The organism is Hymenobacter aquaticus (assembly GCF_004765605.1).
In the GTDB taxonomy this organism is placed as follows: Bacteria; Bacteroidota; Bacteroidia; order Cytophagales; family Hymenobacteraceae; genus Hymenobacter; species Hymenobacter aquaticus.
The window spans coordinates 2,042,463-2,059,010 of record NZ_SRLC01000001.1; the positions used below are offsets into that span (position 1 = coordinate 2,042,463).

Annotated in this window: 9 protein-coding genes; all 9 read right to left on the minus strand. The window is 57.8% G+C overall.

Features of this window, described 5'->3' with window-relative positions; all coding sequences use genetic code 11:
- Positions 1 to 77: 77 nt before the first annotated feature.
- Positions 78 to 1,289, minus strand: coding sequence for a cysteine desulfurase family protein (locus E5K00_RS08380; RefSeq protein WP_135462780.1), 1,212 nt, complete (start codon positions 1,287 to 1,289; stop codon positions 78 to 80).
- On the minus strand, positions 1,240 to 2,733 hold the full coding sequence (gene brxL / locus E5K00_RS08385; protein WP_210114286.1) for a BREX system Lon protease-like protein BrxL: 1,494 nt from the start codon (positions 2,731 to 2,733) through the stop codon (positions 1,240 to 1,242). The genes E5K00_RS08380 and brxL overlap by 50 nt, the downstream gene beginning before the upstream one ends.
- An 18-nt stretch (positions 2,734 to 2,751) precedes the next feature.
- Positions 2,752 to 4,734, minus strand: coding sequence for a hypothetical protein (locus tag E5K00_RS08390; protein WP_167856805.1), 1,983 nt, complete (start codon positions 4,732 to 4,734; stop codon positions 2,752 to 2,754).
- 339 nt (positions 4,735 to 5,073) lie between these two features.
- Entirely contained in the window at positions 5,074 to 9,408 is a 4,335-nt protein-coding gene (locus tag E5K00_RS08395) for a coiled-coil domain-containing protein (protein WP_135462782.1), read from the minus strand.
- A 626-nt stretch (positions 9,409 to 10,034) separates the two neighbouring features.
- Complete coding sequence (locus E5K00_RS08400) at positions 10,035 to 11,303, minus strand: DUF4007 family protein (protein WP_135462783.1); 1,269 nt, start codon at positions 11,301 to 11,303, stop codon at positions 10,035 to 10,037.
- Positions 11,303 to 12,130: a phosphoadenosine phosphosulfate reductase family protein gene (locus E5K00_RS08405; RefSeq protein ID WP_245328240.1), complete on the minus strand. Its 828-nt coding sequence runs from the start codon at positions 12,128 to 12,130 to the stop codon at positions 11,303 to 11,305. Before E5K00_RS08405 ends, E5K00_RS08400 begins: the two co-directional genes overlap by 1 nt.
- Positions 12,127 to 14,709, minus strand: a complete 2,583-nt coding sequence (locus tag E5K00_RS08410; RefSeq protein WP_135462784.1) for a hypothetical protein — start codon at positions 14,707 to 14,709, stop codon at positions 12,127 to 12,129. The genes E5K00_RS08405 and E5K00_RS08410 overlap by 4 nt, the downstream gene beginning before the upstream one ends.
- A 42-nt stretch (positions 14,710 to 14,751) precedes the next feature.
- The gene (locus tag E5K00_RS08415; protein WP_135462785.1) at positions 14,752 to 15,492 is read right to left on the minus strand and encodes a hypothetical protein; all 741 of its coding nucleotides are present in this window, start codon (positions 15,490 to 15,492) and stop codon (positions 14,752 to 14,754) included.
- Positions 15,493 to 15,496: 4 nt separating this feature from the next.
- Positions 15,497 to 16,474, minus strand: a complete 978-nt coding sequence (locus E5K00_RS08420) for a DUF4007 family protein (protein WP_135462786.1) — start codon at positions 16,472 to 16,474, stop codon at positions 15,497 to 15,499.
- Positions 16,475 to 16,548: the final 74 nt, after the last annotated feature.

A 16,548-nucleotide genomic window follows, 5' to 3' on the forward strand; every position in this document is an offset into this window, starting at 1 on the left:
TTCACTATGCATAAAGTAACGTCTGTGCTCTAGCTTGTTCAGCAATCGTAGCTGGGTACGGTTATAAAGTTATATACTTATACCCCTAGCATTGAAAGCACAGCATTGATCTGGTCAACAAAGAGGGTTGATGCGTAGTCTAGCTCAGTTGAATTATTAAACCGCCCTAAACCTACTCGGACTGTAGCGCGGGCATGGTCACGAGAAAGACCTATGGATAGCAATGTAGTGGAGGGCTCGATGGTACCGGAGTCGCAAGCGGAACCAGTACTGAGCGCTATTATTGGAAGCCGAGCAAGTAAAGCGTCGGCTTCAATACCGGGAAAAGTAAGACTGGAGTTGTGAGGTAAGCGCAACGCAGGGTTGCCATTACGGTAAGCATTCGGTACTGCATTGATTACCGCGCCCTCAAATTCGTCGCGGAGGGTAGCCAGACGCACCGATTCGGTCGGCAGCAACTCTTGGCAGCGGGCGCAGGCTGCCCCAAGGCCAACAATGCCAGGCACGTTCAAAGTGCCCGAACGCCAACTGCGCTCCTGACCTCCGCCGTAGCTGAGCGGTTCGAGCTGAGTACGGCGGGGCTGGTGCACAATGAGGGCCCCAATGCCTTGAGGGCCGTAGAGCTTGTGGCCGCTGATGGACAGCATGTCTACTCCCCAAGTCAACACATCCACCGGAATTTTACCGACTGCTTGCGCTGCATCAGTATGCAAGCGGGCACCAACAGCGTGGGCCAGTTCAGCTAGTTTGGCAATAGGTTGGATGGTGCCTACCTCGCCGTTGGCGGAGTGGACGGATACCAATAGTGTTTGATCATTGATGGCCTCTCGAGCAGCAGCAAGGTCAATAGTGCCTTGAGAATCAACAGGCAGCACTACTATCTCAAATCCTTCGCGGGCTAGCTGTTTCGCGGGGTTGGTAACCGCTTTGTGCTCGATAGATGAAATGACAATGCGCCGGCGCGGGTTGGTGGCGCGGGCAGCGCGTGCGTAGCCTAGTAATGCCAAATTATTGGATTCTGTTGCACCACTAGTGAAGATAACCTCGCCGGGTTGGGCCCCTACCAACTCTGCTACTTGCTCACGGGCTTGCTGCACGGCATCAGCAGTGCGGGCGCCAGCAAAGTGTGGTGACGAGGGGTTACCGAACTGGCCCTGAAAAAAGGGCAGCATGGCTTCCAGCACGACTGGGTCGCAAGGGGTAGTAGCGTGGTGATCGAGGTAAATGAGTGACATGGTACTAGGACCGCTCAACGGTAATGTAACGGCCGTACTTGCGGTACTCGGCATCGATGGTGTAGAGCTGGTCCCACACGCCTTGCCGAAGCTTGATGGCGGGCTCAACGCAGTACTTGTAGAATTCGGCAGGGGTGACTTCACCGTGCGGGAACAACAGCTTCATGTAGCCGCTGGCTAGAGCGCGCACACTCTCCTGATTGCGCTGGTATGCGTCTGGGCCAAGATTGATGTGACGGGCGCAGTAGGCATCGGTGGTGAGTTCCTGGCGCAGATGCAAGAGAATGTCGCTGAAGTAATCAGCTTTCAGACCGCTCTGCTCGGCGAAGCTAGCCGGAGAGAGTTTGGGTACTTCCCAACCAGGAATCATGCCCTTGATGCGGTCGAGAAAAGCGGTTTCCTGCAGGAAGACGGGCAGTTCACTTACGACTAAAGGCTCGTTGGCGGGGCGTTGGTTGGCGTCGAGCGTAATGTTGGCCAAAAGCACAAAACCGCAATCAGAGGCCATTTCGTGCTTGCCCCCGCGGGAGATTTTTCCGTTAGCGAGGTAGCCTTTCAGGCCGCCTACTATTTCGGCGGGATTATCGAATTTGAGTGTTTGAACTTCGTCAAGCACGACCACCGCATAGCGAGCTAAGATGCCAGGCTGATTGGTTTGGTTGTTGACGAAGAGCACCGACGGCGAGACATTGCCTCCGCTGACGAGGCGCACGAGAGGGGAAATATTCTCGTAGATGTAGCTCTTACCCGTGCCTTTGGGCGCCAGCTCCATTAGATGCACGTTCTTCTGCACCAGCGGCAGCAAACGGGCTAGTACCAGCTGCTGGGCTTCGGGGCTGTAAGCAGCAGGATTATAGCCCATGGTAAGTAGCAGCAGAGCCCGCCATTCTTCCAGCTTGAACTCGCGTCTAGCCTCGCGCCAACGGTCGAGGTTGACGGTGGCTTGCATGGGCTGGAATTCCGTGATAACAATGCCCTGGTCGCGAATGTAGAGCAGCTGCGCAACGCCCCACATGCCCTGCTGGAGCAATGCCGGATAAGCTTCGAGCAGGTGTTCGGCAATCTGGGCACGGTCCTCCCCTATCATGGGCAGCTTGGCCACCCGTTCGGCCTTTTTTCCCGACAGCACTACATCAACCTGCACGGGAGTCAGGATGCGCACCGACTCGCCATTGAGCAGGCGGTTTCGGATTATGTTGCCTTCGTCAGGTTTTGGCACCACCCGAGCAGCCCAGTCTAGTACTTTGGCGGCATCATCGGCAGATAACGGACCTCGACCTGGTACTTTGGATTCCAAGACCCACTCGGCCACGTAGCCGGGGATACCACGGCTTTGCAGCTTGGAAGCACCCAGGCGGCGCTTATCAATCGAAACGCTGCCAAACACCCGCTCTACTTTGGCTTCTAAGGCGGCCATATCGACGCCATTGGTCAGCGGAGCCAGCGTGGGAGCAGTTGGTTCAAACAAGGTGAACAGGTCGTCCGAATTGGTATTCATGGTACAAGCAAAGATAGATTACAGGTCGCCCAGCAGGTCGACTTGCTGCGTTTGGAATTCGTCGGTGCTGAGTTGATTGATGAGCGGGAACGTTAGCTCCTGCCCGTCGGCTTGCTCAACTACGATGCTCACTTCGGCCGAGCCAATGCGCTGCCCGGTAGGCCAGTCGGCCAAGGATAGCGTTAACGTAGTAGTTTGCTTGCCCCACACAGTTCCTGCTGCACTCAGCTCGCGCACTGTGCCGGTGGTAGGCCAAGCAAGCACGAGACGACGCACCTGCACAGGGTGGTCGCCGTGGTGGGTAAGCTGTAACGTAACTGGACCCGTAGCCCCTACCCTAGTGCGACCGGCTGCACTACCAGATATGCGCGCAGGAACAACTTGGCGGCCTAGGCAAAGCCAAGGCACCACGACTTCCTCGGGCCAGATACCGCCGTGCGAGAAGTTGTCGGCACCGCTGGCTTGACTGCCATCGGGACGGCACACGCGGAAGCTGCGCTCATCACGCACCACCCCCACCCAACCGGGTAGATTAAACCAAGTGTTTGGGTCGAGCCAGTGGATATCGGGGGAAAGCTCAGGAGCTGGCCCGGCGCCAAGGCGGTAAGCTACCCGTCCATGGGCTTCAAAGCCATCTGGCACCGGGATTTCACGGGTACATGGCCCCAGCATGCGGCCGTGGTCGGTGGTGAGCAGTACGCGCAACGCGTGGGCACGCGGAACCGCTCTAGTTATATCCACAATAGTTTCGGCCAAGTTGCGCAAAATGCCGCGCACTGAGCGGCGCACCACAGACAACTCTCCCTTTTCGTGGTAAGCTTCGTCTGGCTGCAGCGGTTTCCATACAAGCATCTGACCACCTTGTAGCTGCCGGGCGCGGCTCACCGGGTCTTGACTGTCGCGCACGTCGCTGTCGGCTTCCGCTTTGAACTGGGCTTGGTGCAATTGCAACTGCTGGTACGGAAGGCCAGCCCGAACTGGGTCTTTGGTGAACTTGGTGATAGTGGGCAGCAAGCCAAAGCAAGGCGTAGCCTGCGTGGCAGCTACATTGCCGTGAGAGAGTTCGTGCACGAGGCGGGCCAACAAGCGAGCATCATTCCATCCCAAGCCGTCAGCAATTACCCATACGACAACTTCGTTGGCGTGCTGGGGCTTGATGCGGGTGGACTGGGTCCAGTACAGCTGCTGGTACGGGTGAGTCGCGCCGGTGAGCTGGGCTGGGTACGTACCTAATAACCACTCCCCAAAGGCCAAAGCATGAGTACGGGCTGTAGCGGCTGCCTGCGGATTATGTTCTTGCTCGGCCTGCCACGCTCGATAGGGCAAGTATTCATCGGTCACCCAACGGAGCACCGCTTCGGGCTCAGTGGGCAAAGCAGTTGGCTCGGGTGGGGGGAGCAACTTCTGTAAGCGGGTGTACTCGGCGGCAGGAAGGCTGCCACGCAGGGCCCGCAGCAAGTCATCGGACAGCACGGGAGGCTGCTCGTCGAGATAACGTAGCACCACATCCAAAGCTGCCGGGGTGAGGTCGGCGTGTCGGATGGCCGCACGGGTTTGGCCCCACCAAGCGGCAGCCGCTAAGCCTGCTTCGGTACCTGCTGGCGCGGCAGCTACTTGTGCACGTAGCTCGTCGTCCCACTGCTGTTTGGCTTGGGCAACCCACTCCACTGGCAACGGCAAAGGGCACTCTTCTAGCTGACTTAGTGCTTGGTATTCTGGGTAGCTAATGGCAGCGTCGGGTAGACCACACCAGGCGCGAAGCAGCTCTCGCGCCCCTGCGGCGGAGAAAGGCAACAAATGGTAAGCCGCGGCTGATTCAGCTTGCCAGCGGCTCACCCAGGCGCGCAGCACCGGTTCAGAGACGGAAGGCACACCATTAGTAGGTAGCAGCCACGACAGCCACTGCGCCGTCAAAGCCGACAGGGCCGCGGATTCGGCGCTGGGCTCGGCCTGCCAGAGCGTAGTGGCTTCGGGGTGTAAAGCCCCTAAAATGGTTGGCAAGTCCAGCGGGGTTGGCCAAGATGCTTCTCCCCACACAACTAGCAATTGTTGGGCTAACGCCTGGGCTTCGGCTGTAGCGAGGGAAGGCACAGCTTGGCGAATCTTTTCGCCGGGCGAAATAAGATGCCGGCACGAACCGCCGGCTTGTTCCCACCATGCTTCGGCCCAGTGGACTAGGGCTGATCCGCGCACTACTGCGGGCGCAGCTTGCCCTTGTGCTGCAAGCACGGTATAGCGCAGCCACTCTACCTCAGAGGTGAGAAGTGCGTGGCCGTGCGGCACTGGAGCATCGCCAAACGGATCGAGCAGAAGAACTTGGTTTGTTACCACGGAGCGAGGTTACGCCGGTTGATATTCAAGGAGCTGCTGCAGACGAGCCAACAGGGCCTTTTGCTCGGTGCGGTTGTTGATATCGAGGAAGGCCTTTTCAGCGAGGCTGGCTTTGTCTTGCGCCACGCGGCGCTGCAATGCCTTCTCGAGGGCGTCGCGGGCGGGCTTCTCCTCGTCGGGCAGGAAATCTAGCTTGCGCTCCAACTCGACCAACAGCTGAGCCGGTGGGTCCCCTGCGGCATTGCACTGGGTTAACTCGGCCAGCTTAACACTGGCGGCGCGGCGCTGCTCGTCGAAGCGCTCTTCCAGTCGGGCCCGCTCCTGCTGTACCCGTTCTACCTGAGCCACGGAGAGACCGGGTTTAGCGGCCAAAACGTCGTATTCCTTGAGCACTTTACGAAGAGCGTCGGCAGTCTTGGGTTTGCCCGTGCGCAGCTCGGTTAGCTGAGTCACAAACTTGTTGCTCCGCTCAGCATGTGCTTCAAGCTGCTTCAAGGTTTCCGCTTCGGGAGTGTTCTTGAATTGCTCAAACCGGCGTATCAGCTCTTTGTTGAATGAATTGATCAGCACAGTGTCAGTAAGACCTTCCGCGCGGGTGTGTATCATCTCCAACCACTGCAGTGCCTCCTGCTGTTTCGCCGTCAAAAGCTGAACCATTTCAGCTAGCTGAGTTTTGGTAATGTCAGCCTGTGGTTCTGCCGTGTCGAGATAAGCTAGCAGCTCGCGCCACTCAGCTAGGGTACCTGCTCGCTTGGCTTCGTTGAGTTTTTCACGGATGGGGGCATCCTGCTCCAACTGACTAAAACCAGCATGCTTTTCTTCTAGTTGCTGCTCGGCATCCTTAATCCGACGTTCCAAATCCGGCTCACCCAAAGGAGACACAGCGTTAAGCAGAGCAGCCAAACGTTGCTTAGCCAGATCGTAGCCGCGGATGGAGCTGATGTCCGCTAGTGTAGTACAGAACTCCGTCAGGTGCTGACGCAGCTTGGTACCTGCTTTGCGCTGTGCTTGTGGCAACAATTCCTTGGCAGAGGGTAATACCCGGCCGAGGGGAAAACCAGCCTGCTCGGGGTTGCCAAATAACCTATACAGCTCTAATAGTTGCTGTATGCCTTTCCCATCAACAGAAATAGAATCCAGCGACTCGTAGGATGGCTCTATTTTCTGCTGAAAATTGGTAGCCAGCTTAACTTCGTGCTCCAAATGCTTGGCACTTTCTGCAGCTTCTTCTTGCAGCTTGGGCTTGGTTGCATCAGGGGCAGCGGCGAAGTCGCGCAGGTCGGCAATGGCCTTTTCGGCCTCTTCTATCGACATCGTATCGGCGAAGCGTAGCCGAGTGACGATATCTTGGGCGCGAACTTCGCTACCCTTCACATCGCGGCGCGAGGCGCGCATGTCCAGCGTGTGGAGCATGTGCTCCAAGATTTGCTTGAAATCGTTGGTATTGCCTAGCCAATCCTTAGGCTCTAAGGGGCTGCCTTTTCCGCTGGTTAGCGTGAGTTGATGACGGTTAACGCCGTACCAAGTGGCAAACAGCAAACCCAATGAATAAGGGTCGTAGCCGAAGGGTGGGTTGAGTAGCTGCAGCAATATTGAGCGCAGACGCACATTTACGGAGCCGGCGGGCACGGCTTGGTCCAGCAAATCCCAGGCTAGCTTGACCTGAGGCAGCTTGGGCACCATGACGCGGGCGCTGTTGTCAACTACCTTCCAGGAGGCAGCTGGCCCGTCGCGCAAAACCTTGTTGTACAGGTCGCGGGCGCGGCCCAGGTTGTTGGGGCGAGTAGCTTCTTCCCAATCCAAGAAACTGCCTTTGTAGAGGCGAACAGCGGCCATACCTACGGCCGTGCGCATAGTGTGCTGGCGGGCCGAGTCACCGAGGAAGGGCGCGAAGCGGTAGTACACCGTTTCGTAGCTGGCCTCGAGAATGTGGTTAAGCCGGGGTATTCTTTTAGCCCGGAGCCGGTCCTCAATGCCGGGTCGCTGTTGCGCGGGCACTAGCCACTCGGCCGCCTGGTTTAGCTCTTCCTTCAGGGCTTGGGCCGCATTTTGGAAGTTGGCGTTGAGGGCCGTTCGGCGCTGCTTGACGGCTTCTTCACCTAGGTTACGCACTAGGTTAGGCTGCTGCATCAGCTCATCGAGCACATGCAGCTCCAGCAGACTATTGAGCAGCCCTTCGTGCGCCTTTTTGGGCAGCACGATTACGACAGGAGGCACACGCTGCCGCTCGGCAAACCCGGCAAGAGCTTGTTCCAGATCTTTGGCAGCATGCTGCCGGAACCACTGGACGTCGGCATCGTTAGCCGCCAGGGGCAGAATTACGTAACCGCGGGCCGCATCGGTGAGGCGGCCGTTAACCTCCATACTTTGCGCTTTGATGGCATCGGCCAGCTGAGCGACGCTCCACTGTTCGCGGGGCAGCAGAATGACGCGAGCAGCCCATTCACCGCTGTGCGTGTTGAGAAACGCAGCTTCTTCCTGCTGGGGCAGCTCAGGACGGCTTAGCCCTTTCTTTAGTGCAGCTTGCAGCGCCGAAGTGCTGCGTTTGAGCTTGGCAAGGTCGTCGAGCAGGGTTTGTTTTACCTTGGAACCGTCTTGGCCACTGGCCCAGAAACGATACGTTTCGCTAACGGCATCCTTCTCAATGTAGCCCCCTACTTCGCAGAGGGTATCGAGGGTACGCTCAACGGTGGGGCGCGGCAGGCCCGTGAGAACAGCCAATGCACCGGCGTAATCCGTGGCGGAGGTGTCGCCGGGACGGAAGCCGGCCGATTCATAGAGCAGCATTCCTTGCAGAATGGCCTCGGCGTCGGGGATAGAAGCGGGGGCTACTTTGCGGAGTGTATCCTCGTAGCGCTTCCACGCATCGTCGGATACGAGCTGATGTTGGTAATACTTCACCAATTCCACGGGGCGCACCCAGCAGAGGCGTCCATCGGTGGCTAGGGCAGGCCGGCTGCAGTATTTCAGTACAGTATCCTTCACGAAGGAAAGCACCGTACGGGCCGCAGTGCCTGCACGCAGAGTGGCCGAGCAGAGCAAGGCCGTAGTAAGTGGGTGCAGCGGGTGGCAGCCGTAGGCCATGGTGACGCGGATCTTATCAAGCGTCCAGCCGGCACCGTCGGTGTAGCGCAGCGGAAAGAAGTTACGCACGGAGTCGACGGCGTCGATAACGTCGTTGTCGGCTACGGAGTCGTCGGGAGTAAGCGCGTCCCATACATCTTTATCCTGCTTCAGGTAGGCATCGAGCACGGCCTCCATGGGTGAGTAAAGCGGGTTACGCCCCTCGTTAGGCAGGCGCGTTAGCTCCTTTTTCAAGTCGTTGAGCGAAGCTTGCACGGTGCCCCGCTCCTGCATGGCGAGTTCGGCTACATCGTCGGGGTCTTGCTGAGCGAAGGCCAGGAAGACAGCTTGCTTGGATTGGCGCAAGGCACTGACGCCGTCGAGCAGGCTTTGGAGGGGCAGGCTCTCGGTGTGCAGGCCGTATTGCTTGGCGTAAGCCTCTACGAAGGCGGCAAACTCATCGAACAGTACCAGGATGCCAGCGAATGGCTTGCCGGGGCCGCAGAACTTGGCGGCGGTTTTGAGCAGCAGGTCGCGGGGCGAGAGGGCCGCATCGAAGTGCGGGTACACTTTGCGAACGTGCTGCACCACCTTGTGAATGAGCTGACGGTAGCGTCCGTCGCGGTGCTGCACATCCAGTGTGGTGCGCAGGGCTCCGAAGTCAAGATTGAGGTCGGCAGCGTTCTTGTCGAGGTACTCGTTGGTGCGGGCGCGCTCTTCCTCACTAAAGGAGTTGAGCACGGACAGCGCCTCATCAAACCAGAGACCTAGCTCGGCGTCTTTGGTGGCGGGATTTTCCTCCAGGGCCGATTCGAGGCCACGCACCACAGCAGCAGAGAGGCTGTCGGACTCGCCGCCGGCTAGGCGTAGGATGAGGTAAGGTGCGCGGTTCTCTTTGAAATTGCGCAGGCGCTGAGCAATACCAGGTGCTACGTGGTCGACACCTACTAGCACGGCCTCTACTTCGGGTGAGCCAGCGGGCTGACCGAAGAAGTTGGCTAGTGCGAGGGCCAGGTGTGATTTGCCGTGGCCGTAAGTGGCCTGGAGCACACGGCGATTTTCAATCTCTTTGCTTTCGAACTCGAATGCGTCGCAAAGCGACACGAGTACTTGCACAGAAGGCAGCTCGCGGCCGATTTGCTGATTAGTCCACTGGTAGGCCTTGGCTAGGGCAAGATTGTCAGGGTCGTCGGGATATTGGCTGAGCCGCACGTCATAGACGAAACGGAACTCGGGATTGGGCACGGTAACGTCGCCGATGGTAGTAGAAGTTGCAACCATATGTAGCGGGTAAGCGAGAAAGATGGGTGTTGGAGAAATCAGAAATACAAGGGCCGCAGCGGCTATAGGTGAAGCCCGCGCGGGGGTTCGGCGGCCAACCACCGGCCCGGGTCGGTGGGCCCTACGTCACGGAACACATCTGGCAAGGCCAGCAGCAAAGGGGGACGTTGCCGCAAATCCCACAAGGCATCCCAGAAGAAGGAGCGCTCGGCTGAGGAAAGGCGAATCAACAGCGCATCGAGCCCAAACAGCCAGGTGCCCGCAGCACCGGTTGCAGCATGAGTGGTGAGTACCTGCTGATAGAGCCGGGGACCTACACTGGGGACGCGCTGGGTGCCCGCCGCCTCACAGGCGGCCACGACCTCGCGGCCTAAGTGGCGCGCAGTAAGCCCTAGGGAATGAGCAGCCCAGTGAGGGCCAGCAGCGTAGGCGGTCGGTGACATCCAGAGCACCGCAGTACGGAGACTGGGCCCACTGGAGAGAGAGGTATAAAGCGCTTGTAGCTCAGGCGGTATGGGTGGCCCCTGGTAAAGAGGCGCTTCGGCATCGAGCCACGACCCCGAATCGGGGAGTGATACAGCAGCAGGACGAGACACGAGCAATAGGTATTAGTGGGTGGCGGAAACTTAGCGGTAGAGGTGAGTCTGCCAGAGCGCGGCGGCATCGAGGCCAGGCTGGCGGATGATCTGGTAGGGCAAGTGCTTGCGCTGACGCTTGATCAAGGCCATATCCGGCGCGGCCAAGGCACCAAGCAAATCGTTGACTTTATTTTCGCTTAGCAGCAGCACGTGAGCCAACTCGCCGCGCGTAATATCCTCCAGCACCACGTCGTCTCGTTCGGGCCAATGCCGTTCCCAATAATCCGCCAATAGGCAGGCAAATGTTCCAACAGGAAGAGCTCTTGGCTGTCGGACGGTGTACTGAGTGCGGCCGTTCTCCTCTTCGAGAATATTTAATGCTCCCAGAGAATCATTGTCGCTATAAGTTCGAATGAATACTGCAGCGGCTTCGCGATAGGTACCGGCTGCTAATTCTGCGCTTCCATTGGAAAGCGTAATATCTCGAATTTCATCTGCCAATACTTGACTTGATATAGGCCTACCCGGAGTCAAGAAACTAGTAACCAGTTTGTTCCAATATATCGGCCCAGGCATGTGCGACACGCTCATGCCATAGTGAATAACCCATTGAGTCTCCGGTTTGGCCAACATTAAATCATGCTCAACTACTGCTTGTCCGAAAGCAGTTAGAGCAGATTCTTCATTTACTAATCCACCAGCTTTTAGGTAATTTCTAAAGCTTTTTATCTTATTATTTCCTACATCTGTATGCTCTTTATAATCATCGAAAGTCAGATTCTTTTTACCCGCATTACTATTAACAACACGCAGCATTTGCGACATGCCGTTTCTTTCTAGTTTGAACTGCTCATGAAAAGCAGTGCCCAATTTTTGAGCTGCTACAACAGATGTCATTGCTTCTTGAAGTTTTATCCTAGAACCTTTATTGACTATATGCGTCCAAACGTCATCCGAGAAGTAAGCATACTCGATATTGTCCTCAATTCTTTTTGAACCGCCTCCTGAAGTAGTAAGCTTATTGTACTCCACCTCCCTTTCTTCTTTCACTTTATGGTGCCAAAATGTGGAGCTACGTAAGTGAAAGTAGGGAGGCGCGACCTGCATAAGGTCATCCGGAGCAGCTAACAATGAAAACTTCTCCCGAAAGGCACTCTTCAATTTATTATCAAAGTAAATCTTGTTTTCGGTTAAATAACCTTCATCAACTAAATCGAGAACTGAAAGAAGTAAAATAAGCTTATGAGGCTTCTCACGTTTACTAGCAACGTGGCGCTTGATCTTGGAAAACTCTTCAATCAGCGAATCGAGGCTCATTACAAGTGGCAGATGTTACAACCATTTTCACTATCATCATCCTCACCCAACAAATCGATTAGCATAGGATTAGCTTTCCTCCTGGCTTGTTTACGTTCTTCAAAGTCCGACATGATTTTAGCCGTTCGGGCAGGCTCAGCTAATTCTTCTAGACTTTCTTTTTGATTCCAAGTGTAGCGTCGCCCGGTTTGCTCATCAAACTTTTCAAAAGCTTTAGCTTTTTCAAAAAGATCTGGGTGCCGCTCCTTCAGGCCTACCCATTCGTTTCTCTGCTGATAAAAGCAGAAGTAGCAGCCAGAACGGCTGCGCCACTCGTAGTATTTGGGCAATCCTAGACCTGAGTTATTCAGAATTTGCATCACATCATCATACCCCAACCCATCATCTTTAAAGGGAAGAATGGGGATGATGTTGGGCTTGCTAGAAATGTACCCTGAACGATTTTCGTCAGCGCGAATTCCTACATATGAGTAGACCAGATCATCACCCACAAAATCTTCGAATGGTTTGATCTTGAGCATCCTGGTACACCACCTCGTCCGAGCGTCTGGAAGCATATTGTTCCATAAGTCTAGGTAGTGCTGAAATGGTCTGTCGGGATTCAGACGGGTAATCTTCTTACCTAACTGCGCCTCGAGCAAGGCTAGGTAATCGTAGGTTTCTGGAAGCTCTTCACCGGTATCGGCAAAGGCGTACTCCATTTCGGGCACCTTATCGCGCATGTACAGGGCCAAAGCGGTAGAGTCTTTGCCGCCGGAGAGGCAAAGAATATGGCGCACCTTTTGGCCTTCAGGATGCAGGGGACCGGTATAGTTAGGCAGGTTCACGACTCAACAGAATTAGATTGTTTTTCAAGGTCATCGAGCCACTGAAGCACAGCGGCTCGCAGCACATGCGTAGGCACGGGCGGAGCGCTTTCTGGCCGGGCAATGGTATCGAATTGCACGAGCAGTTGCTTCACTTGCTTGCGCTCGGCCGGCGTGATGGACACTTTGCGAGGGGGCGGAGCAGCCGAAGCGGTTCCGGTACCCCAAACGGATTGCAGGGCAGCCGCAATGGGCGCCACGTAGCTGGGCAAAGCTGCAAGGTCGACGTCGCGCCACCGTTCGAGGGGACGATTGGCCACTAGGGCCAAGACGCGGTCTAGGTCGGCCTCGGCGTCGTCGGATGCGCAGCGAGAAACGAGCGGGCTGAGGGCTGGGCCGGGGTGTGACAGCTGCTGCAGCCGTTGGTGCAAATCGAGCCAGCTTTCCGCGCCCATCGGCAAGTCACAGGCCCGCAGCAATACGTCACGCGCCTCGGCGCGCAGTGCGGGGTAAGCTCCACTCCACGCTTGCAGGGCTTCGTTGAGCCGGGCAAAGAATAGCGCTAGACGAGCAGAGTCGTCGGGGGCATCGGCAGCCAATGGCGGCAATCCCAAGGCCACCGGCGCGGCATGAAAAAGCAGATGCTCGGGGGCTTTGCTGTCCAGGAACGCGTCGCGCAGGGCCAGCGCTGCCTCGGGCAAACGGCGGGTTTGCTTGGTGTACTCGGGTAAGCCATCGAGCATACGCAGCAGGCGGCGTACCACGGGTACTAGCTGGGGCTGAACGCCGGTAGACTGAGCAATGCGCTCCACTACAGCGCGGCGGGCACCAGTTACGCGGCTATCGGCCAGCGCGAACATGTCGGGGCGGCGCAACAGCAGTTCCCAATCAGCCTCTTTCTCATCGGCCAGGAAGTTGCCCTCACGGTACAGCGAGGTGTCGCCGGCGTACACGCGGCGGAACAGTGCCACAAGCACGGGCAGAATCCCTTCGGATACACCGTAGGGAGCGGCACGGAGGTGCGCGTACAGGTCGGGCAGTGAGACTGGGCGAGTAGATTCAAATATCATCCGCTCCATGGCTTTCCAAACCGGGCGCAAGTTGGCTCGGTCCGTGAGCGTATCAGCTGGGCTGCGCCAAGCCCATACGTTGGGCTCCACCTCGTAGTGCAAGCCGGGAGCGTGCAGCACCGAGGCATACATGGCGTACTCGGGCGGGAAGCCTACAAAGCCCAGGCGTTCTACCTCGCCGCGGTCGAGCATGGCTTTTACCAAAGCGCCACGAGCCGCAGCACCAGCCGAGGACAACTGGCGGCGGTTAAGCAGCTCGTTGCGCAACACCGGCGTGTGTGGGAAGGTAGCGTCGGCCAACTCAGAGAGCTGACGGCTGAAGGAACGGGCGTCGGCTAAGGCTATGGTTTGGCCCTGGGTGTACCACATTGCGGCCGAATCTTCCGCCGTGAGGGCCCCTTCGGCACCGAGGGCTGGGCCAAATAGCAGGCTCCATTCGGAGCGAAACAGCACTTCGGCCTCGTGTCGGCGCAGGGCCAGTTCGCGCCGAGCGGCACGGTCGCCTTGCAAAGCGGGCACGTGTTCGAGCACGACGCGGGCAGCGGCCAAATCGTAAGCGGCCTCACGCAGGGCTTCGGTTTCGGTGGCTACGGCAACGAGCAGGTTTGGCTGGGCCAAGCTTTGTGCCGTGGCTATTGCTTGAAACTCGGCTGAGTCGTCGGATGCCAAGCAGAGCAGCACGCTTAGGTCAGCGGGGCGTTCGGTAGCGCGTTTAAGCAGGGCTTCGGGGCGCAGTACCTCCACTCCTACCGGTCGCAAGGTACCCGTGCGGAAAGCATGGCGGCGGGCCACCAGACGCGGCAGCGCGAACAGCACGGGGTCGTTGGCGGCAGAGAGCAGCACGTCGCCGGTGAGAGCGGAGCGAGCAGCCGCGAGTTCGGCAGCCACGTCCACGTCGCCGCCTTCCCACAAGCGGAAGCTACCCCGGGCACGGCTCCACACGATCAAAGAGCGACGTTCCAGTTCGGCAATGGCTTCGGGGGTATCAGGTCCGAGGGCAGCGGCCAGTACAGTAGCCGAAGCCGGCAGGCGCGATTCGCGCAGCCAGCCTAGCAGGGCTACGCACTTGAGTACACGAACAGCCAGCTCGCTCAGCGGCGGGTTCTTGGTGACGCACTGCTCGACTATTTCAACTGCCTCGTGCCAGGGCCGAGCGGTGGGGCCGGTGTAGTGGGCTAGCAGTACGTCGCGGCCGTAATCGAACAGGCGGTCGAGGCGGAAGAAAGCCGGATCGGCTACATCGAAGGGCTGCTCATGCAGGAAGCGACCCAGGGCGCTGTTCTCCTGCCCTTCCAAGAAGTTGAAGACGCTGCGGTGGCTTTGGCCGGCCCGGCGGAATAAAGCAGGCAGGGCAAGCAGCGTAACCGGATGCAGCGGGTAAGCCGCCCGGGCAAGGTCGGGGAAGCGGTCGGCCAGACCACTGGGCAGCAAGTGCGCCGCCGGGTTCATTACCGGAGCCAGCTGCGCCGAGAAGGTGCCGTTTAGGTACAAGGCCGGTTGATGCTCAAGGGCCCGACCAATAAGGTCCATGCGCTCTACATCGGACGGGAACAGCGGCAGTTGGCGGAAGCGCTACGCCACTTTGGCCCACTCCCCTTGCTGTGTACGACCGAGGCGGTGCGCGTAGGCCTCGGTGTTTTGGTGCATGATGGTGATGACCCACAGCTGGCCGCGCTGGGGGGCACGGGCGGCAGCTTCAGCCAACTCTTGCAGCACGAATATGTCGCCTTCCTGCGGGTGATTGGCAGCGTATTCGAGGAACTTGCCCGCTTCGTCGACGAGCAGTAACAGACCTTTGCTCTCAGTGCTGGCAGCTACGGCCTCAGCAGCCGCTAAGTAGGCATTGGCCACGTTACGCGGCGTAGGCTTGTTCTCGGCGGTGAGCAGCGCCTGCGGTAAGGCAGGTGCACCTGGAGCTGTTTCAAGCGCATGCCGGAGGGCAGCTAGTAGCGTGGGGGCCAGCGCGGACCGGGCACCTACTACCGGAACCGGTAGCAACTGTGGTACTGCAGTACCTACCGTAGCGGGCAGATGTACGCCGGCACGGAAATCTGCATCGGATACCAGCCGAGCGAGATAGGTAGCGAAGGCACTTTTGCCGGCGCCATATGGCCCGATGAGTGACAGAGCACGGTCGGCTGGAGTAGCTTGGGCCCGGAGAACACCTTGTAGAGCTTCGAGCGCCGAAGTAGTAAGAAAGTACCCGTCGGATATAGCAGGGGCCGCTAAGTCACGTTCCAAATGCACGGAACGCCCGAAACGAGGCTTAACGGAAACGTAGTCGGCCAGCAGCGGCGAGGTAAAAGCAGGCATGTAGTTAAGCGACTGGCTGGGCAGCGTAATAAGAACGAAGCAGAGCTTCGGGGGTAAGAGCTTCAGAGGAGGTACGAACTACCTGCCGCACGAGGGGGGTGTCTTCAAAGCGAAGCCGCCCTTGGGTTAGCTCTTCCAGTTGATCAAGGTAGCGTAAGACAGAGTCTTCGTCCAGCTTGAACACGACGCCCGGCGAGCCTTCGGCGTAGGCAATATCACGCGCGGCAATAGTACTTGTGCCGGGGTATTTCCAATCCCAGAAGTTCAGCAGAGCCCAGGCAAACAGAGCTGGTGGCAAGCTAGGCTTGGGGCCCACGGCGAACGTGTATTGCTCTTGGCTCCCAAAACCGGGGCGTATCAGTCCCAACTCACGCAGAGGACAGTCAAGCCCATCTTCCGCGTTTTGGCTACGCTCGGCCGCAGCAAGGTAGGTCAGCAGGAACACATTAACGTCGCGCTCAACGGTGTCGGCAGAAGGAGCTTTCGACGAAGTAGCACGGGCAGCAGCCAGCACAGCAGCGGAAAGGGAGGCACGGGTCCACTCCCACTCACGCCAGATGTTGAAGGCATAAGCCCAGGTGTAAGCTTGGCTGCCGGGGCCGCAGAGCTTCCAATGCAGCAGCCACAACGTGGCGGGGTCTTCCAGGTAAGGATCTGCACCGTCGTCTGCCAGCAGGTAGTTACCTAAGGTAGTTGGCAGCAAGTATGAACTCCGCTCAGTCACGGGGGCGGCCATGCCCGTAGCAATCAACCAGTGGCGGATGGCGGTGACCATATTCTTGCCGACACCTAATAGAACCAGTGCTTCCTCCGAAGAGAACAGCGTGGGATACTTCAGCAGCGCATCAACTCCCTTTTTAAGCCAAGAGGAGCGTAAAGCAAAGGTTTGGTGGCCCGCAAAGCTGGGCGGATTAGGTAGCAGTGTCTGCGGAAGCGGATCGAAAAAACTTAACGTAACGCTATCGTTCTGATGAGCAAGCATATAGGCATCCAACTAGGTAACGTTTTGAGCAAAACGTTAGGAACTCAGCTTGAAATGTCGGCAAAGAATTTTGA